This is a genomic window from Pedobacter sp., assembly GCF_035317785.1.
Taxonomy (GTDB): Bacteria; Bacteroidota; Bacteroidia; order Sphingobacteriales; family Sphingobacteriaceae; genus Pedobacter.
This window is the reverse complement of record NZ_DATHGC010000323.1, coordinates 23,449-43,451: the sequence shown is the minus strand read 5'-3', so window position 1 is coordinate 43,451 and position 20,003 is coordinate 23,449. Positions and strand designations below refer to the sequence as shown.

Genomic DNA, 20,003 nt, shown 5'->3' with positions numbered 1-20,003 from the left:
TCGAGGCATTTCACCAGGAATGTGTGAAGGAAGTGACCAGGATCACTGCGGAATCGGGTTCTGTTTTTGTGGCCAATGGTACGGTGATCCGCTCTGCGGGATGGCGCTCGGTTTTTAATGAGGCCGATGAGGAGAAAAAGGATGAGGAGAACCCTTCTTTGCCTAAGGTAAAGAAGGATGAGGCTTTGCCGGTGGTCAATAAGGCCCTGCTGGAAAAACAGACCAAGCCCAAAGCGATGTACAATGAGGCTTCTTTGCTGAAGGCGCTGGAAACATCGGGCAAAGACATAGAGGATGAGGAACTGCGGTATGCCATGAAAGACAGTGGTCTGGGTACTCCGGCTACCAGGGCGGCAATCATTGAGACTTTGCTGAACCGGGAGTACATCATCAGGGAAAAGCGGAACCTGGTGCCTACGCCCAAGGGACTGGCGGTATATGATGTGGTAAAGGACCAGAAGATCGCGCAGGCCGAACTGACCGGGCAATGGGAGAAGCGGCTGGAGGAGATTCGGTCGGGGGCTTCAGTTTCTGATTTTAAAGCGGAGATCACAGACTATACGCGGCTGATCACCAATGAATTGCTGATGGCTGGTGCTGGACTGGCCGAAAAATTAACTTAGATTTGCAGCTATGTATACACTGATATTTATTGCCGCTTTGATTTTACTGGTCGTTTGTGTGCTCAATCTGCCTGCGTTTGGCAGTTTGCCAAAAGGCCCGCGCCTGGCAAGGATCAAAGCACTGCCAAACTATAAAGATGATGCTTTGCAAAACCTGTCTTTTACACCAATGAAGCCTGATGGGGTCACTTACGGGGACATGATAAAGGGGATGCTGAAAGGCAATAAGAACGGGCGGCCAAAAAAAACGCTTCCTGTTGTTGCTCCTGATTTCTCTCCGGCATCTGGTCTGAAGGTGATCTGGTTTGGGCATTCTTCTTATTTTTTGCAGGCTGACGGCTTAAATATTCTGGTCGATCCTGTGTTTAGTGAGCGGACTTCGCCTTTTTCTTTTATTGGAACCAAACGGTATGCGGGAACAGATTTCGTAAAGCCGGAAGATTTTCCTGAACTGGATATTGTGCTGATCACACATGACCATTATGATCACCTGGATTATCAGAGTATCTTAAAGCTGAAGGGAAAGACCAGGCGATTCATTACTTCCCTGGGGGCTGGTGCCCACCTGGAACGATGGGGTGTTCCTGCAGACAGGATCACTGAACTAATCTGGGGAGAGGAGATCCCTGCAAGCGGTTTGACTTTTACCGCGCTTCCTGCCCGTCATTTTACGGGAAGAAAATTTAAAAGAAATCAAAGTGCATGGTCGGCTTTTGTGCTGCAGACTGCTGCTGCAAGGTTGTACCTGGGCGGTGATTCAGGATATGATCGTCATTTTAAGGCTGCCGGAGATGCTTACGGACCCTTTGATCTGGCCATTCTGGAATGCGGACAGTACAATACCTATTGGCCTTACATCCATATGTTTCCTGAACAAACCGTGCAGGCAGCGCTCGACCTGAAGGCTAAAGTGCTTTTGCCGGTCCATTGGGGAAAGTTTACACTGGCCATGCACGACTGGAATGATCCCATAAAACGCGTAGTAAAGAAGGCTGCTGAAGAAAATTTAAAGATCACTACTCCTTTGATGGGGGAATCTGTTATTTTAGGGGAGTATTATCCGGCTAAGGAATGGTGGCTGGATCTGGACGAAGCGCAAACAATATCCGGGAAGAACGTGTTGTAATTTAAATCCTTATTCACATGAACGAGACAAAAACAGACTTTGTTGAGATTTTTCAAACCATCAGGGCTTCGTTGCAGCCTTATGCGGTAATGGGATTTGACAACCGGGTAAACAGTGAGACGACTTATGACCTCTGGAGCAATAAAAACGTGGTGATCGAGGGAAAAAAGAGGGATGAGGTTTTTTTTGCCAGTGTGGTCATTCAAAAAGGACACGTAGGCTTTTACTTTATGCCGGTGTATGCTGAGCCTGATCTGAAAACGGTTTTTGATGAGGATTTACTGAAACTGCTGAAGGGCAAATCGTGCTTCCACATCAAAGCGCTGGATGAATTGCTGCTTTCTCACATAGAGGATGCGCTGGCTGAAGGGTTTAAGATATATAAAGAAAAAGGTTGGGTATAGTACCATTGTGGCACCGGGATGTGCTGGAAAGCTTTTCGGCTTTTAATTTGCAGGTTGAATTTATTGAAGCTGGTGCCGTTGTATGTCTTTCGTTTGGACAGCGGAATTTGGTGATGAGCCTGCTTTCTCCTGATCGCGTACCTGATGCGGCCGGCCTTGTTTTGCTGCAGGAGGAATACAAGTCTAAGGGGCTTTACCGGGTTCACCTGTGGGAAGACATCTGGCAGAGCAGAAGAGATCAGGTTGTGGGCAGGGTTGGGTCTATTCTGGGGCTCAATAAGCGCATTCACGGACGAAAAACGAATGTCATTAAGATTGGTCAGGAGGAAGCGGATGGGTTTTTGGAAGCGCATCATTTGCAGGGAACGGCAAAAGCGAAATACAGGTTTGGATTGCATGACGGTAAGGATCTGGTGGCTGTTGCGGGTTTCAGTAACCTCAGGTATATGAAAAAAGGTGGGCCGGAATACCGGTCAGCAGAACTGATCCGTTTTGCTACACGCAGCGGATATACGGTAACCGGTGGTTTTACAAAATTACTGAAGCATTTTACGGAACTGTACCGGCCGCATGATGTAATGAGCTATGCTGACCGCGACTGGTCGCTTGGCAGGGCTTATGAAAAGGCAGGTTTTGTATGGTCTGAGGTGACGCCGCCGGCGGAAATCTGGCTCGATCTGGTTACGCTGAGGAGGTATTTTACGCACCGCCTGCCGGTGGCTGTTTTCGATGAGGGTGTTGCGGCCAGGTATGTAAAGATTTTCAATACCGGTAATTTAAAATATATGCTGTACTTGCAGCCTGCTAACGTTTAATCATGATTCAAAATCCATTACTGGTCCTGTTGGGTGCCACTGCGTCCGGCAAAACAAGGCTTGCGGTGAGGCTTGCCCACGCTTTGAATGGCGAGATCATCAGCGCAGACAGCAGGCAGGTATTCAGGGGGATGGATATTGGTACGGGAAAGGACCTGGGCGAGTATAATTTTAATGGGAGGCATATTCCCCATCATTTGATTGACATTAAGGAGGCCGGAGAGCGGTATAATGTCAATGCATTTAAAGAAGATTTTTACAGGGCTTTTGAGCTGATCAGCAATAAAGGCGCCCTGCCGGTACTTTGCGGAGGGACGGGTATGTATGTACACAGCATTTTGCAGAACCATGAGTATACCACCATTCCGGTGGATGATGCATTAAGAAATTCTTTATTGACGTGGGACATCGGATCCTTAAAGCATAAACTTGGAACGTATCCTGATGAATTTACTGCTCATGCGGATCTTTCTTCTCATAAGCGGCTGATCAGGGCAATTGAGATTGCAGAATATCTGGGTCAGCACAAGCTGGAGGTCGTGCACAGGCCGGTTATCGAGCCATTTGTAGCAGGGCTCACCGCTGATGTGGAATACAGAAGGAGCAGGGTGATCAAAAGATTGAACGACCGGCTGAAGGAGGGCCTGATCGATGAGGTGAGGGGACTGCTTGATGCTGGTGTGCCGGGTGAAATGCTTTCTTTTTATGGATTGGAATATAAATTTGTCACTGCATATATTCTTGGTGAGCTCAGTTATAATGACCTCAACGAACGACTTGCTGTAGCAATTTGCCAGTTTGCTAAAAGACAAATGACCTTTTTTAGAAAGATGGAGAAGGACGGGGTAAAGATCAATTGGTTTGATGTTGAAGATGGCTCAATCGATCTGTTTGACAGGGTTTTAGCTTCATTTTTTGAGTGGTTTAAGAAAAACAATTAATTTATTTCTCCGGTGTGGCATGTGATTTGCAATTGGTGTTCCGGATGCAGATATAATTTGTGTTTTAATTTAAACAAAAATGAAAATGAAAAATTCGACAAAATTAATAGTTTCTGCAGTAGCTGCAGTTGCGTTATTCTTTACTACTAATGTTAATGCTCAATCAGGAGATTCGAAAGCGCTGAGACTGGGTATTGGGGTAAATGCAGGTCTTCCTACTACTGACGGCGCGAGCTTTGTGATTGGTGGTGATCTTCGTTTGCAAAAAGATTTCAGTTCAAATATTTCAGGTTTGCTTTCTGCCGGTTATAACCACTGGACTTTAAAAGATGATGCAGGAAGTTTTGGAATGATCCCTGTTAAAGCAGGTGCAAAGATATTTTTTGCAGAGAGTGCTTACTTTTCAGGTGAACTGGGTGCCGGATTCTCTACTAAAGATGGCGGCGGTACCTCGTTTTTGTGGGCTCCTGGAGTTGGATACGGATTTGATAACGGACTTGACCTGGGTTTGCGCTATGAAGGTGCTGAAGGCAAAGGTGGTGGTTCATTAGGCCAGGTTGCACTTCGTGTAGCTTACGGATTCAAATTATAATCCTGAAATAGAACATTTTATTTAAAGCCTCCCGATTTTATCGGGAGGCTTTTTTATTTATTAAAATTAAAATGCTATTTTAACCAAAAAACCGGGCGGGGTGTGTAATTGTGGAATTTCTATCATGAAATCCCCTTTACACGATCGAAAGCGGGGGACAGCATACTTATTATCAAATATAGGCTTATGAAAAATTATATTTTAGGACTGGTTTTGTTAACCTTGTTCTCATGTACCAATAATAATACCGGCAATACAAGTTCGGCTGCAGACAGTTCTATTGCAGACAGCACTGCTGTAAAAACGGCTGATGCGTCATCCGCAACGGAATTGTCTAAACCTGTTGAGCAAGCTATATTTGACGGCTATATTGCATTAAAGAACGCATTGGTTGCTACAAAGTTTGAGGACGCGAAAAGGCTTGCTGCTGATTTATCCAAAAGTCTGAAAGCACGTGAAGGATGCGAAAATACGGCACTGATCGCAGACAAGATTTCTTCGGCTAAAGCGATTGCCGCGCAAAGAAAAGAATTTACTGCCTTAAGTTCGGATGTGATCGCCTTGTTCAGGCATGCGGATCTGAAAAAAGGTGTGATCTATGTTCAGCACTGCCCAATGGCAAATGATGGTAACGGGGGGGACTGGCTGGCCAATGAACAGAAAATACAAAATCCGTATTATGGTGATGAAATGATGGAGTGCGGAGCAGTTGTAGAGGAAATAAAGACGGCTAAAGCGTTGTAATCTTACCTGGTGCTGACCCATATTTAATAATTATTTAACAGCTTTGTTATAATAGAAAGGGATTCAGATCGAAAATGATTAGTTAGTTTTGTTATTATAAATTTTAAAATATATATGTCAGATATCGCAGAAATAAAGATTGATGGGAAGGTTTACGAATTCCCCGTTGTAACAGGTACGGAAGGAGAAAAGGCTATTGATATTTCCAAACTCAGAGATTTAACAGGTCACATCACTTTGGATTTTGGATATAAAAATACGGGTTCTACCAAAAGTGCAATTACATTTTTAGACGGGGAAAAAGGTATTTTAAAATACCGTGGATATGAGATAGAGGAACTGGCCGAAAAATCAACGTTTCTGGAGGTGGCATATTTACTGATCTATGGCAACCTGCCTGATAAAGCACAGTTAGACGGATTTCAGTCCCAGATCAGCAAGCATACGCTGATCCACGAGGACATGAAGAAGTTTTTAGATGGTTATCCGTCAAAATCACATCCTATGGCCCAGCTGGCTTCTCTGGTGTGTTCTTTGTCTACTTTCTATCCTGAGTCATTAAATGCCAATGGATCTGCTGAGACCATGGACCTGACCATGATCAAATTACTGGCAAAATTCCCGACCATTGTATCTTTCATTTATAAAAAGTCATTGGGTCACCCGCTGATCTACCCTAAGAATAAATATGACTATGTAAGCAATTTCTTAAATATGATATTTGGTCAGCGCACAGAGGAGATTGACATTGATCCTGTTGTGGTAAGTGCCATGAATACCCTGCTGATCCTGCATGCAGACCATGAACAAAACTGCTCTGCGTCTACGGTTAGAATGGTGGGATCCTCAGACTGTAATCTGTACGCATCTGTTTCTGCGGGTATCGCGGCTTTATGGGGACCGCTGCATGGCGGAGCAAACCAGGCGGTAATTGAAATGCTGGAGCTGATCAAAGAAGATGGGGGTGATACGGAGAAATGGATCAATAAGGCAAAGGATAAAAATGATCCTTTTCGCATGATGGGCTTTGGCCACAGGGTTTATAAAAACTTTGATCCAAGGGCTAAGATCATTAAAAAGGCTTGTGATGATATCCTGGAAAAACTGGGTATTGATGATCCTGTTTTAGAGATTGCCAAAAAACTGGAGGAGGCCGCATTAAGCGATCCTTATTTTGTGCAGCGCAAACTTTATCCTAATGTGGATTTCTATTCTGGTATCATTTACAGGGCGCTTGGTTTCCCGACTGATATGTTTACTGTATTGTTTGCTTTAGGCCGCTTGCCGGGATGGATCGCTCAATGGAAAGAAATGCATGAAAACAAGGAACCAATTGGCCGTCCGCGCCAGATTTACGTTGGGCATACCAATAGAGAGTTTACAAGTATTGAAAAGCGATAGGCAATACTTTTAATGACATATAGTAAAGAAGCCGGAATATTTGTTTATTCCGGCTTCTTTGCGTTTGCAAGAAAAATTGCTTTTTTTTTACGTTTGCCAGAAAAATTACCTTCTCAGAGAAGACATAGGATTTGTGCGCTCCTTCAGCGCGCAAGGTCCAGTCTTCGAAGAGAATGGTTATTTTTCCTTCTTCTCTGAGAAGGTAATTTTTCTGGCAAACGTAAAAGGCAGGATGTTATGTCTAAGCGGCTATAGCTAATGGCTCATTGCTTCAATTGCTGAAAGCTCTGCTTTGTTGTGCTTGTATTTGAAGATGAAGGGAAATATAACAGCAAGTACTAAGGTGTAGCTTGCGAAAGTGATCCAGATGTTCTGCCAGTCTTTGCTTTGATCGGGTAAGGTAAAGAACTTTTCGATGATCAGCCCGCTGGTAAAACTTCCGAATAATGCTCCAAAGCCATTCACCATCATCATAAACAGCCCCTGGGCACTTCCCCTGATTTTGGCGTCTATCTGTGTTTCGACAAATAAAGACCCTGAGATGTTAAAGAAGTCAAATGCCATTCCGTAGATGATACATGACAGAATGATCATCCAAAGACCACCTGCCGGGTCGGCAAATGCAAAAAATCCAAATCTGAGCACCCAGGCCAGCATGCTGAACAGCATCACATATTTGATTCCGAATTTTCTCAGGAAAAACGGAATGGCCAATATGAATAGGGTCTCTGAGATCTGGGAAATCGACATAATGATCGCCGGATATTTTACTGCCAGCAGGTCCTTGTAAGCCGGTACATTCTTGAAATCATGCAGGAAAGTGTCTCCGTAAGCATTCGTGAGCTGAAGCGCGGCGCCAAGAAACATAGAAAAAAGGAAAAAGACGGCGAATTTTCTTTGCTTGAACAGGGTAAAGGCCCTCAGTCCCAGTGCGTCAACAAATGATTTTGTATCTACTTTGTTTGCCAGAGGGGGACACTTTGGAAGGGTGAACGAATAAATGCCCAGACATAAGGAAACAGCGGAGGCTATATAGAACTGGTTGGAGGATGCTTCATTTCCCGAAAGGCTAACGGCCCATAGCGCGGCGATGAATCCTATGGTACCCCAGATCCTTATTGGAGGGTAATCCCTGACGACGTCCTTGCCGGAGCTTTTAAGTGCGGAGTAGGCCACAGTTATCGACAAGGAAAGTGTGGGCATGTAAAATATCATGTTTAGCAGAATGACCCAAAAGAAAGTGCCCGGGTTGTCCACCAATGGTAGACAAAAAAGCACCAGTGCTCCTAAAATGTGCATCGTGCCATATAATTTCTCTGCATTGATGAACCTGTCGGCTATAATGCCTGTAATGGCGGGCATAAAGATGGCAGATATGCCCATTGTTGAAAAGATCGCGCCAAATTCTGCCCCTGACCATCCTTTATTTTGAAACCAGTAAACTCCAATGGTAATGAGCCACGAACCCCAGATAAAAAACTGCATAAAGTTCATTAGCGTTAAGCGAACCTTAACATTCATAATAATAGTTTGGTTGAGTTTGAAATATGACTGAATATAGAACTATTTTGAATAGTATTATGCCGAATTTCGCTTATTTATTTCATCCCTGATCCTTGCGGCTTTTTCGTAGGCTTCTTCTGTAATGGCTTCCTGAAGTTTCTGGTTGAGCTCTTCTATGCTGAGGGATTTGTAGCTTGTACCGGGGATGGAGGTGGAAATGTCTTCAGAGCCTTGTTCTTTTGGGATGTTGTCCATGTTTTCGAGGAAAAGGAAATCATTTCCTTCAATTACGATTCCTGCAGAGGACAGGATGAACTCGTAGGTATAGATGGCTGCATTGAACCTTACAGCAAGTGCGATCGCGTCAGATGTACGGGCATCTATTTCTTGTGTGGTCTGGCCGTCAGTGCAGATCAGTTTTGCGAAAAAAACGCCTTCGACCAGGTTATAGATCAGGATTTCCTGGACTTCTATATTGTAAGTTTGAGCAAATGTTTTAAAGAGGTCGTGAGTAAGCGGCCTGCTGGGGGTCATCTTTTCAATTTCAATGGCAATTGCCTGAGCTTCAAATGCACCAATGATAATGGGCAGTCTCCTTCTCCCGTTTACTTCTCCAAGTACCAGTGCATAGGCACCTGACTGCGTTTGGCTGTAAGACAAACCAACAATATCGAGTTTTACTTTTTTCATATATAGTAATACCCTTTGACATCAAATCTGCTGCCAAAGGGTATATAATTAACCTTTATGTGCTTTTAATGCTTCTATTAATTTAGGAACGACCTCAAATGCATCACCTACAATCCCGTAATCGGCAACTTTAAAGAAAGGTGCCTCCGGATCTTTGTTGATGACCACGATTACTTTAGAGGAGCTTACACCGGCTAAATGCTGTATGGCGCCCGAGATTCCAATGGCAATATACAGATTTGGACTAATGGCAATCCCGGTTTGTCCAACGTGCTCAGAATGAGGTCTCCAGTCTGCGTCAGATACGGGTTTGGAGCATGCAGTGGCTGCGCCAAGTAAATTTGCGAGTTCTTCGATCATTCCCCAGTTTTCAGGGCCTTTGAGGCCGCGTCCGCCGGATACGACGATCTCGGCATCTGGTAGTGAGACCTTATTGGTTGCTCTGACAATTTCTTTTACGATCGCTGCTAAATCAGTTGATTTAACTTCAGGAGAAAAAGTTTCTATTACCGCATCAGCACCGGAATCTTTTACACCGAAGGCATTGGGATTTAATGCGATCACTTTAGTGGCGGAGCTGATTTCTGTAGTGGCAAACGCTTTACCTGAAAATGCTGATTTCCTGACTGTAAATTTACCTCCTTCAATCTTCGGTAATTCTGTTGCGCCATCGACCAGGCCTGCTTTCAGCTTCACAGCGATGCGGGGAGCAAGGCCTTTGCCGGAAAAGGAATTTGAAAGTACGATGATATCGGCATTTTCTTTTTTAGCAGCTTCCGCGATCACTGACGCGTAGGCCTGATTTACAAAATGCTGTAATTGTTCGTTTGAAACATTCAGCACCTTAGATGCCCCATATTGGCCAAGGGTTTTCAGTTCACCCTCATTTACGCCGCCAATTGATATGGCTGTTAAATTCGTGCTTTGCTGATCTGCGATGGCTTTAGCATAAGATACTGCTTCAAATACAGATTTCTTAAATTTACCATCTACCTGTTCTACATATACTAAAACTGACATACGACTTTTTTTAAGTTTTTTAATTAAATAATGAAATAGAACCCTGGTTAGATCACTTTGGCTTCCTGGTGCAAAAGGTCAATTAATTTTGCGGTTTCTTCAGCAGGAACCAGTGTGACTGCTCCGCGCGGTGCAGGCGTTTCAAATTCCTGTACCTTGGTCAGTACCTCAATGTCTTTGGCCTCTATGGCAACAAGCGGTTTGGTCCGGGCAGACATGATCCCTCTCATGTTCGGGATTTTAGGTTCAGCTGTACCTTCCGAACAGCTGGCCACAAACTTTCCGCTGATCGTGATCACTTCCTTGCCGCCTTCTATTTCGCGTTCTATTGTTGCGGTGGAACCGTCATAGTCCAGTTTTTTTATAATAGATACAGATGGAATGTCCAAAAACTCGCCGATCATTGCCGCAACCTGTGAGCCGTTGTAATCGATAGATTCACGGCCGCAGAGGATCATGTCAAAGTCCGCGCTTTTGGCATATTCTGCGATCTGATAGGCGGTAAAATAAGCATCTCTTGGTGCTGCGTTGATCCTCACGGCATCATCTGCCCCAATGGCGAGCGCTTTTCTTATGGTCGGATCTGTCTGGCTTTCTCCGACATTGATGACAGTCACAGTTCCTTTACCGCCCTCACAAAGTTCAATGGCTCTTGAAAGGGCAATTTCATCATAAGGATTTACAATAAATTGTACTCCTGCTGTATTGAATTGTGTATTATTGCTGGTAAAAGTTATTTTTGTCGTTGTGTCGGGCACATTACTGATACAAACTAATATTTTCATAAGTATAAATTTGTTTTGAAGGTAATATAGCGTTTACAGCTAAAATTGTCTTTTTGCAAATCTAATTAAAAAAGCAGGGATAAAAAATGCAAAGTACCCGTTTAGCGAAGTTATTGGAATTTTTAGAGAGCGATCCGAACGATCCGTTTGTCTTGTACGCACTGGCCACAGAATACAACTCATCCAATGAGACTGATAAGGCATTTGAATACTATAATAAACTGGTTGCCATGTACCCTGACTACGTTGGAACGTACTATCATTTAGGTAAGCTGCTGGAAAAGCACAATGACACGGCGCAGGCCATTGTGATCTACCAGAAGGGCATGGAAGCTGCCAGGAACAAACGGGATATGCATGCTTTCTCAGAATTGCAGGGTGCATACAATTCTGCAGCGGGTTTGGATTATGAAGATGATTAATCTATAAGAGATTGAGCAGGAAAAAACAGCTGTTATTCATCAGGGATGTAATCCTGTTTACATTCTCTGCATTTGGGGGGGCACAGGCGCATCTTGCGCTTTTGCTTAAATTTTTTGTGAAAAACACAAAATACATCACCGAAGAAGAATTGCTGGAACTGAATGCGCTTGCACAGGTATTGCCTGGTCCGGCATCTACCCAGACCCTGGTTGGTATTGCTTATAAAGTGGGGGGACTAAAATTGTCCATCATCACCTTCCTGTTGTGGATCTTTCCGTCGGCTGCCGCTATGACCTTTGCCGCTATCAGTTATGCCAAATTTGACCATAAGGAGAAATTTGTCGAAATTTTGGAATACATCCAGCCTATTGCCCTGGGTATTGTGGCTTTTGGCGCCTATAATTTGTCAAAACGGGTGCTGGTATCGCAACTTTCTATATTTCTTGCCATTTCGGCAGTTATCTGCACACTGGTGTTGAGAAATGCTTATGTGTTTCCGATCGCAATTTTAATGGGAGGGATGATCTCCTCGGCGCTTGAGGCACCTAAAGAAGAGAGTGACATCAGGGTAAAGCTTTTTTCCAATATCAACCGCAGGAAACTGATCTATTTTTTTGGTGTCTTATTGATTCTGGCTCTATTGGGTGCCATCATCAACAGAACGTCGCCCTTTAGCTTGCCCATCAGGTTATTTGAGAATTTTTACCGTAATGGAATCTTTATTTTCGGCGGCGGACAGGTTTTGGTTCCGCTGATGTTCACAGAATTTGTCCAGATGAAGCAGTACCTGCATGCCTCTGGTTTTCTTTCCGGTTTCGCCTTGCAGCAAGCTCTGCCGGGACCAACTTTTTCTTTTACCAGTTATATTGGTGCGCTGAGCATGAAGAATTTTGGATATGGGATAACCGGACAAATATGGGGTGGGACTGTAGCTGTACTGGGCATAAACCTGCCGGGATTGATCCTGGTATTGCTCATCGTGCCTTTTTGGGAAGACTTGAAAAAGATCACACGCATCAGGTATTCTCTTGCCGGGATCAACGCGGTGAGTGTAGGGTTTATTATTGCGGCGTTTATATTGCTGGTCAAACCAATTGGTCTGGATGTTATGGCGATCATCATCCTGATCTGCACTTTTCTGATCCTCAATTTTACAAAGATCAGTCCTCCGGTTATTGTACTTGCCGGAATTCTGCTGGGCTATTTTCTCTGATTTTGTTTAAAACGGAGCATCTTCGTCGTGCATGTCGTCCATACGTGACGGTTTAATGATTACATTTCCTGAAGGCCTGTCGAAATTCTGAGAGGGCTGCATTCCCGCACCCGGACTGTCCATCGAGAAGGAGGTCGGTGCCGAGAAACTTTCTTCCAGATCGGTAAATTTAACATATTTACCGATGAAGCGAAGCGGCACAATGCCGGTCTCTCCGTTCCTGTGCTTTGCAATGATGACTTCTCCAACACCAGCTTGTGAACGTCCTTGTTCGTCCTCTGTAATACCGTAATATTCTGGTCTGTAAAGAAAGAGTACCATATCTGCATCCTGTTCAATAGAGCCGGATTCACGTAAATCTGACAGCATTGGTCTTTTACCGTTGGCTCCGGGCCTGCTTTCCACGGCACGGCTCAATTGAGACAGCGCCAGTACAGGTACATTCAATTCTTTGGCAACTGATTTAAGGGCTCTTGAAATACTACCAATTTCCTGCTCCCTGTTCCCCCCGCCGCTTTGTCCTTCGCCCTTGCCGTGCATCAGCTGCAGGTAATCTATAATGATGAGCTGCAGGTCATATTGTGATTTTAACCTTCTGCATTTGGCTCTGAATTCAAAGATGTTCAAAGCCGGAGTATCGTCAATCAAAAGAGGTGCTTCAGTTAATGTACCGATTTTGCTGTGCAATTGCTGCCATTCCCATTCGGCAAGATTTCCTTTTCTGATCTTTTCCTGTTCGATTTCAGTTTCACCGGAGATCAAACGATTTACCAGTTGTACCGAAGACATCTCCAGAGAGAATACTACAACGGGTCGTTTGAAATCTACTGCAGCATTTCTTGCGCAGGTCAGTACGAATGCTGTTTTTCCCATCGCAGGGCGGGCCGCGATGATCACCAGATCTGAAGGCTGCCATCCGCCTGTAATGCGGTCAAGATCGGTAAATCCCGAAGGAACACCGGTCAGGCCGTCGCTCTTGGTTCTGAGCTCTTCAAGGGTCGCCAGTGATTGCTTGATGATCTCGTCCATTTTTTGGGTATCCCGGCGAAGGTTGTTTTGAGCAATGTCAAATAAGTTCTTCTCGGCGTGATCCAGGAGGTCAAAGATATCTGTAGTGTCCTCGTATGCATTCTGAATGATTTCTGAGGAGATCCTGATCAGTTCCCTTTGGATGTATTTTTGAGAAATAATACGGGCATGGTATTCAATATTTGCAGCGGAGGCCACCCTGTTGGTCAGATTAGTGATGTAGTAGGCACCGCCTACCATTTCCAGTAAGCCCAGTGTTCTCAATTCAGCCGTCACGGTAAGGATATCTACTGGTTTGGATTTTTGAAAAAGGCCCTGGATCGCTTCAAAGATCTTTTTATGTGCTTCATGATAGAACACTTCAGGTTTCAAAATATCAATTACGGTGGACAGGGCGTCTTTTTCAAGCATTAGTGCACCAAGCACAGCTTCCTCCAGGTCGATGGCCTGAGGAGGGATCTTTCCCATTGTACCCATGGAATTTGTGATCCTGTTCTTCCTTGCGGTATAACTTGCTTTGTCTTGCCCCTGATTTCCGTTATCGATGCTCATAGGTACAAAAATAGACAAAAATAGAGTTTGTAATATATTTCTTTATGAACATTCTAACAGAGGGAAATACTTGAACCCAGGTATTGGTATGGTAAATTTCACAAATTTCCTAACAGAATGATGTGGAAAAGAATAACTATTTTTGCGTCAAATTAAGAGAGATGGAAAATTCCAGAAGGCCGGTCAGGCCGAGAGAAAATAATGAATTTGTGTTTGGTATTCGTGCTGTAATAGAGGCGATTAAGGCCGGAAGAGATGTGGAAAGCATTTATGTGCAACGCGGACTGACCGGGTCAATTATATTGGAGTTAAAAACGATATTAAAAGATTCTGACATCCCCGTTCACAATGTTCCGGTGGAGAAGCTGAACAGGATGACGCAAAAGAATCACCAGGGCGTGATCGCTGTGATCTCTGCCATCACTTTTCAGAAAATTGAAGACATCATCCCCGTTATATACGAAAAAGGGGAGACTCCCCTGGTGCTGATCCTTGACGGTGTCACGGATGTAAGGAACATGGGCGCTATTGCCAGAACGGCTTCATGCGCCGGTGTCCATGCGATCGTTGTGCCTGCTAAAAATTCTGCTCAGATCAATGCTGATGCCATTAAGACCTCTGCCGGCGCGCTCTTTACTATTCCGGTGTGCAGACATCAAAATTTACATAAAACTGCTTTATTCCTTCAGGAATGCGGATTGCAGATTGTAGCCTGTACTGAAAAGACGAGTGAACTGATCTATGTTCCTGATTATACACTTCCAACTGCGATTGTAATGGGGGCTGAAGATGAAGGTATTTCAAATGAGATCATGCGCATGGCCAACCACCTGGCCAAAATTCCAATGGCCGGCGAAATCAGCTCATTAAACGTCTCTGTTTCTGCGGGAGTTATCTTATATGAAGCCATCAGGCAACGTCAATAAACAGAAGGCCGGAACTATATGTATTTAGTTCCGAACTTTGATTTGACATCTGCTACAATCTGTTTGATACTTTGTTCCTCAGAGCGGGGACAGATCAGTAAAATGTTGTTTGATTCCACAACTATATAATTGTGCAGGTCCTGAAGAATCACCAGCTTATCCTTTGGTACGTTAACCATACAGTTGGATGAATTGAACATCATTACTTTCTCGGATGGGATCACCGCATTTCCGACGTAATCATGCGCTGCTATATCGTATATAGATGCCCAGGTACCCAGATCAGACCATCCAAAATCAGCAGGCAGCACATAAACGTTATCTGCCTTTTCCATAATGCCAAAATCTATGGAAATATTGGTGCATTGCTGATAGGCATTTCCTATAAATTCAACTTCCTGATCTGTATTGAACATTGAATTTCCCTGCTGGAATATTTCATGCATATCCGGAAGGTGTTTCAGAAATGCTTTGTTAATAGACTTCGCGGACCAGATGAAGATTCCTGCATTCCACAGAAAATCACCACTTTGCAAAAAAGATTTTGCCAGCTCAAGGTTGGGTTTTTCAGTGAATGTCTTTACTTTATGAAACTGGTCGTCTGTTTTCAGAGAGTTGTCGGTATACTGGATGTAGCCGTATCCGGTATCCGGACGGCTTGGTTTTATACCCAACGTGATCAGCACGTCATTTTGAGATGCAGCCAGCAATGATTGTTCAATTGCTTCGACAAATGCATCCTGGTTGGTTATGGTATGATCGGAAGGGGCAACAACAATTGTTGCGTCAGGATTGAGCTGAGCGATCTTCATGGAACCGTAAGAGATGCATGGTGCGGTATTTCTCATAATAGGCTCAGCCAGGATCTGATTGTCACCGATGCCCGGGATCTGTTCCTTAATGATCTGGGTATAGATCTCATTGGTGACTATAAAAATATTCTCAGGCGGACAAACGCGCAGGAAGCGGTCATATGTGCTTTGTATCAATGTTTTGCCGACCCCAAAGAAATCAATAAATTGTTTGGGGTATTCGGTTCTGCTCACCGGCCAGAAACGGCTGCCGACGCCGCCAGCCATGATTAAGGCGTAATTATTTTTATTCATATTGATTCCGCGTATTGTTAAATTATGCCTTCCTGCAGAAGGTCATGTAAATGTATCATGCCAAAATACTTATTATCTTCAGTGACCAGTAATTGGGTGATGTTGTTTGCCTTGATCAGTTCAAGTGCGTTCACTGCCAGCATTTCCCTGTCGATGGTCTTAGGATTTCTGTTCATCAGGTCACTCGCTTTTATGTCAGCTAAATTAGAATATTTTTCAAGCATTCTTCTAATATCCCCATCTGTTATTATTCCTAAAATGGAATTGCCTTCAATAACAGCCACTGCGCCCAAACGGTTTTGACTAATTTCTACGATGACATCTTTTACGGATGCTGAGGAATGAATGCCTGGCTTTTGGTTCTTAACAGCGATGTCTCCGGCTTTTAGATAAAGCCTTTTTCCTAAAGCGCCACCGGGATGGTATCTGGCAAAGTCATCCTCGTTGAAATTACGGGCATGCAGCAGACATACCGCGAGCGCATCACCCATGGCCAGTTGTGCTGTGGTACTGGTTGTAGGGGCCAGGTTATGCGGGCAGGCTTCTTTCTCTACATAGGTGTTCAGTATGTAATCGGCCTGCAGGCCCAGATCAGAATCCGGCTGTCCGACCATTCCGATCATGACATTACCCGCTTGCTTAAGCAAGGGGGCCAATATTTTTATTTCAGGGGTATTACCGCTCTTAGACAAACAGATTACGATGTCATTCTTCTGGATCATGCCCAGGTCACCATGAACTGCGTCTGCTGCGTGCATGAAGATAGAAGGGGTACCTGTACTGTTGAAGGTTGCTACAATCTTTTGGGCAATGATTGCACTTTTGCCAATACCGGTTACGATAACTCTGCCCTCACTTTGAATGATCAGGTGCACGACTTTAACAAAGTCGTCATTTACATTCTCAACCAGTCCCAAAATGGCCTGAGCTTCGAGCTGTAAAGTGCTAATGGCATTGTCTATAATTGATTTTTTACTTTTCAAACAGAATTATTTAGTATATTGATGCTTTGAATTTGTGCAAAATTATGTTATTTTGAAGTAAAAATAGCACTGAATATTTTATACACGGAATGGATGTGAAAAAGTCGTTGTTTGACAACTTACAAACCTTTTTTGGTTTTGATAATTTTAAAGGTGATCAGGAGTCAATAATCACCAATATTCTTGAAAGAAAGAATACGTTTGTCATAATGCCTACAGGCGGGGGAAAATCCATTTGCTACCAGTTACCAGCTTTAATGGAAGGAGGGACTGCAATAGTCATATCTCCTTTGATCGCGCTGATGAAAAATCAGGTTGATCAGTTAAGGGCTTTCGGGGGTAGCGACAGTATCGCTCATTTTTTAAACTCATCGCTCAATAAAACAGAGATCACTCAGGTCAAGACAGATTTGTTAAGCGGACAGACCAAATTGCTCTATGTAGCCCCTGAGTCTTTGTCCAAACAAGATAATATTGATTTTCTTAAACTGATCACCATATCTTTTGTGGCGGTAGATGAGGCCCATTGTATTTCTGAATGGGGCCATGATTTCAGGCCGGAATACCGGAAGATCAGGCAGGTGATACAAGGTTTGGGAGAGGATATTCCCATCATTGCCCTTACTGCCACGGCTACTCCGAAAGTACAGCAGGACATTATTAAAAACCTGCAGATGTCTGATGCTACCTTGTTTAAATCTTCATTTAACAGGCCGAACCTGTTTTACGAGATCAGACCTAAAAGGGATGTCATTAAGGAGATCATTAGGTACATCAAACAGAACACGGGAAAGTCCGGTATCATCTATTGCCTCAGCCGTAAAAAGGTAGAGGAGGTTGCTGAAACTTTAAATCTCAACGGAATTAAAGCTTTGCCTTATCATGCAGGCCTGGAGCCAAAGGTAAGGGCCGACACTCAGGACAGATTCCTGATGGAAGACGTGGAAGTGATCGTGGCAACCATTGCTTTTGGGATGGGTATTGATAAACCGGATGTACGTTTTGTAATCCACCATGACATTCCCAAAAGTATGGAAGGCTACTATCAGGAGACAGGAAGAGCAGGAAGGGATGGTGGCGAAGGGGTATGTATCGCATTTTATACTCAAAAAGATGTAGATAAACTGGCCAAATTCATGAAGGATAAGCCGGTGTCAGAACGTGAGATCGGTACACAGATTCTGAAAGAAGTTATAGATTATGCCGAATCAGGGGTATGCCGAAGAAAGCAGATTCTTCATTATTTTGGAGAGAACTTTAATGAAACGGGTTGTAACTGCATGTGTGATAACTGTAAAAAGCCCAAGAAACTCTTCGATGCTGAAGAATCACTTCTCATTCTGCTCAAACTCATTCAAAAGATCGGCGAAAAGTTTGATGATGCACACATCCTGAATGTAATATTGGGCCTTGAAACGGCACAAACCATTGCCTACGAGCATGCAAAGATTCCTGAATTTGGATTAGGGGTGGTTGAAGGGGAAAATCACTGGAAATCACTCATCAGACAAGCAGTCTTAAATAATTTCCTTTCCAAGGATATTGACAACTACGGTTTGCTGGGTTTGACAAATGCGGGACACGGCTTTATAGAGAATCCTTACAGTCTGAAATTTGTACTCAATGAGCCTATAGAAAGCGCTGCAGATGATGATGAAGATGATGTAAAACATGGTACGGGTACGCTGGATATGCAATTGCTGCAATTGCTGAAAGACCTGACCAGGAAAATCGGTAAGCAGAAAAGCCTGCCTCCTTTTGTGATTTTTCAGGAACCGTCACTGGAGGAGATGTGTACACATTATCCGATTACGATGGATGAGCTCAAACAGATTTCCGGTGTTGGCCATGGCAAGGCTCTCAAGTTTGGCGGACCATTCCTTGAGCTCATCAAGAAGTATGTCGAAGACAACGACATTGAACGCCCTATAGATCTGATCATAAAGACACAAGCCAATAAGTCTCAAATGAAAGTGTCGATCATTCAGAACATCGACCGTAAGATCGGTTTGGAAGATATTGCAAAATCCAAAGGGATTACCTATGATGACATTCTAAAAGAAATTGAAGCCATTGTCAACTCAGGCACCAAACTTAACCTGAGTTATTTCGTGGATGAACTGATTGAGGAAGAACGCCAGGAGGAAGTGTTCGACTATTTCCAGTCGGCAGAAAGCGATTCTATAGAGGAGGCGCTAAAGGAGCTGGGGGAAACAGATTATTCCCGGGAGGAAATACAACTAATGCGAATTAAATTTATGTCAGAGCTGGGCAACTAAATATTTCTGCCCTATCAAAATAAAATAAACGAATGATCAACTTTCAGTTAGATAATTTAAAAAACCAGGATTCAGGCAATTTCTTTTTAATGGCAGGTCCATGTGCCATAGAGGGTGAGGAAATAGCGCTTCGCATAGCTGAAAAGATAGTTTCGATCACGGATAAACTCAATATCCCATATATTTTCAAAGGGTCTTACCGCAAAGCGAACCGCTCAAAAGGAGATTCTTTTACAGGTATTGGTGACGAGAAAGCATTGAAGATTCTGGAAAAAGTAAGCAAAACCTTCGGCGTTCCTACGGTAACCGACATTCACGAAAGTAGTGAAGCTGCGATGGCTGCGGCCTATGTGGATGTATTGCAGATCCCTGCTTTCTTATGCCGGCAAACGGACCTGCTTATTGCGGCTGCCCAAACAGGTAAGGTGGTGAATGTAAAGAAAGGCCAGTTCCTTTCGGCAGGCTCCATGAAATTTGCGGTAGAGAAGATTGTGGAGGCAGGGAATAATAAAGTGATCCTGACTGACAGGGGTAACACTTTCGGCTACCAGGACCTGATCGTTGATTATCGCGGCTTGCCTGAAATGCAGAGCTTTGGAGTGCCGGTGGTAATGGACTGTACGCATTCTCTGCAGCAGCCTAATCAAAGCAGCGGCGTTACAGGGGGGAAACCTCAGCTTATTGAAACCATTGCAAAGGCGGCAATAGCGGTAGGCGCAGATGGTTTATTTATCGAAACTCACCCGGATCCTGCGAATGCGAAATCAGATGGGGCAAATATGCTTCATCTTACTTTGCTGGAAGATCTGCTGGTAAAACTCATTAGAATAAGGCAGGCGGTAATCTAG

20 protein-coding genes are annotated in these 20,003 nt (G+C 43.9%); 13 read left to right on the top strand and 7 right to left on the bottom strand.

What is annotated here, in order from left to right; translation table 11 throughout:
• From VK541_RS20160 to VK541_RS20125, 8 genes are all read left to right on the top strand, one after another.
• The coding region (locus VK541_RS20160; protein WP_324372250.1) for a DNA topoisomerase at positions 1-623 on the top strand (623 nt) is incomplete at its 5' end.
• 10 nt (positions 624-633) lie between these two features.
• The gene (locus VK541_RS20155; protein WP_324372248.1) at positions 634-1,749 is read left to right on the top strand and encodes an MBL fold metallo-hydrolase; all 1,116 of its coding nucleotides are present in this window, start codon (positions 634-636) and stop codon (positions 1,747-1,749) included.
• A gap of 17 nt (positions 1,750-1,766) precedes the next feature.
• On the top strand, positions 1,767-2,153 hold the full coding sequence (locus tag VK541_RS20150) for a hypothetical protein (protein WP_324372246.1): 387 nt from the start codon (positions 1,767-1,769) through the stop codon (positions 2,151-2,153).
• Positions 2,144-2,968 (top strand): hypothetical protein, encoded by an 825-nt coding sequence (locus VK541_RS20145; protein WP_324372245.1) that lies wholly within the window; start codon positions 2,144-2,146, stop codon positions 2,966-2,968. Before VK541_RS20150 ends, VK541_RS20145 begins: the two co-directional genes overlap by 10 nt.
• A 2-nt stretch (positions 2,969-2,970) precedes the next feature.
• Entirely contained in the window at positions 2,971-3,909 is a 939-nt protein-coding gene (gene miaA, locus VK541_RS20140; protein ID WP_324372243.1) for a tRNA (adenosine(37)-N6)-dimethylallyltransferase MiaA, read from the top strand.
• A gap of 85 nt (positions 3,910-3,994) precedes the next feature.
• Entirely contained in the window at positions 3,995-4,501 is a 507-nt protein-coding gene (locus VK541_RS20135) for a hypothetical protein (protein WP_324372242.1), read from the top strand.
• Positions 4,502-4,687: 186 nt separating this feature from the next.
• On the top strand, positions 4,688-5,245 hold the full coding sequence (locus VK541_RS20130) for a DUF3347 domain-containing protein (RefSeq protein WP_324372241.1): 558 nt from the start codon (positions 4,688-4,690) through the stop codon (positions 5,243-5,245).
• Positions 5,246-5,359: 114 nt separating this feature from the next.
• Positions 5,360-6,646: a citrate synthase gene (locus tag VK541_RS20125; protein WP_324372240.1), complete on the top strand. Its 1,287-nt coding sequence runs from the start codon at positions 5,360-5,362 to the stop codon at positions 6,644-6,646.
• Positions 6,647-6,901: 255 nt separating this feature from the next.
• Here the strand turns inward: VK541_RS20125 and VK541_RS20120 are convergent, their stop codons facing one another.
• Genes VK541_RS20120 through VK541_RS20105 form a run of 4 tightly spaced genes read right to left on the bottom strand, consistent with a single transcriptional unit; the run spans position 6,902 to position 10,644 of the window.
• Positions 6,902-8,167 (bottom strand): nucleoside permease, encoded by a 1,266-nt coding sequence (locus VK541_RS20120; RefSeq protein WP_324372239.1) that lies wholly within the window; start codon positions 8,165-8,167, stop codon positions 6,902-6,904.
• A gap of 57 nt (positions 8,168-8,224) precedes the next feature.
• A complete protein-coding gene (locus VK541_RS20115; RefSeq protein ID WP_324372238.1) occupies positions 8,225-8,839 on the bottom strand; it encodes a bifunctional nuclease family protein in 615 nt (204 codons plus the stop codon).
• Between the two features lie 48 nt (positions 8,840-8,887).
• Positions 8,888-9,859: an electron transfer flavoprotein subunit alpha/FixB family protein gene (locus VK541_RS20110; RefSeq protein WP_324372236.1), complete on the bottom strand. Its 972-nt coding sequence runs from the start codon at positions 9,857-9,859 to the stop codon at positions 8,888-8,890.
• Positions 9,860-9,906: 47 nt separating this feature from the next.
• Positions 9,907-10,644 (bottom strand): electron transfer flavoprotein subunit beta/FixA family protein, encoded by a 738-nt coding sequence (locus VK541_RS20105; protein WP_324372235.1) that lies wholly within the window; start codon positions 10,642-10,644, stop codon positions 9,907-9,909.
• Positions 10,645-10,730: 86 nt separating this feature from the next.
• Here VK541_RS20105 and VK541_RS20100 point away from each other — a divergent pair, with 86 nt between their 5' ends.
• Positions 10,731-11,066 carry a tetratricopeptide repeat protein gene (locus VK541_RS20100; protein ID WP_324372234.1) on the top strand — a complete coding sequence of 112 codons (336 nt, stop codon included), beginning with the start codon at positions 10,731-10,733 and terminating at the stop codon, positions 11,064-11,066.
• Positions 11,067-11,077: 11 nt separating this feature from the next.
• Positions 11,078-12,280: a chromate efflux transporter gene (gene chrA / locus VK541_RS20095; RefSeq protein WP_324372233.1), complete on the top strand. Its 1,203-nt coding sequence runs from the start codon at positions 11,078-11,080 to the stop codon at positions 12,278-12,280.
• 6 nt (positions 12,281-12,286) lie between these two features.
• Here chrA and dnaB read toward each other — a convergent pair whose 3' ends face one another.
• Positions 12,287-13,861 carry a replicative DNA helicase gene (dnaB, locus tag VK541_RS20090; protein ID WP_324372232.1) on the bottom strand — a complete coding sequence of 525 codons (1,575 nt, stop codon included), beginning with the start codon at positions 13,859-13,861 and terminating at the stop codon, positions 12,287-12,289.
• Between the two features lie 161 nt (positions 13,862-14,022).
• Between dnaB and rlmB the strand changes: the two genes are divergently transcribed.
• Positions 14,023-14,787, top strand: a complete 765-nt coding sequence (gene rlmB / locus VK541_RS20085; RefSeq protein ID WP_324372231.1) for a 23S rRNA (guanosine(2251)-2'-O)-methyltransferase RlmB — start codon at positions 14,023-14,025, stop codon at positions 14,785-14,787.
• Between the two features lie 14 nt (positions 14,788-14,801).
• Here rlmB and VK541_RS20080 read toward each other — a convergent pair whose 3' ends face one another.
• Together VK541_RS20080 and VK541_RS20075 are read right to left on the bottom strand one after the other, a co-directional pair.
• On the bottom strand, positions 14,802-15,893 hold the full coding sequence (locus VK541_RS20080) for a mannose-1-phosphate guanylyltransferase (RefSeq protein WP_324372230.1): 1,092 nt from the start codon (positions 15,891-15,893) through the stop codon (positions 14,802-14,804).
• 17 nt (positions 15,894-15,910) lie between these two features.
• Positions 15,911-16,876 carry a KpsF/GutQ family sugar-phosphate isomerase gene (locus tag VK541_RS20075; protein ID WP_324372229.1) on the bottom strand — a complete coding sequence of 322 codons (966 nt, stop codon included), beginning with the start codon at positions 16,874-16,876 and terminating at the stop codon, positions 15,911-15,913.
• Positions 16,877-16,965: 89 nt separating this feature from the next.
• Here VK541_RS20075 and recQ point away from each other — a divergent pair, with 89 nt between their 5' ends.
• Entirely contained in the window at positions 16,966-19,155 is a 2,190-nt protein-coding gene (gene recQ, locus VK541_RS20070; RefSeq protein ID WP_324372228.1) for a DNA helicase RecQ, read from the top strand.
• A gap of 32 nt (positions 19,156-19,187) precedes the next feature.
• Positions 19,188-20,003 carry a 3-deoxy-8-phosphooctulonate synthase gene (gene kdsA / locus VK541_RS20065; protein WP_324372227.1) on the top strand — a complete coding sequence of 272 codons (816 nt, stop codon included), beginning with the start codon at positions 19,188-19,190 and terminating at the stop codon, positions 20,001-20,003.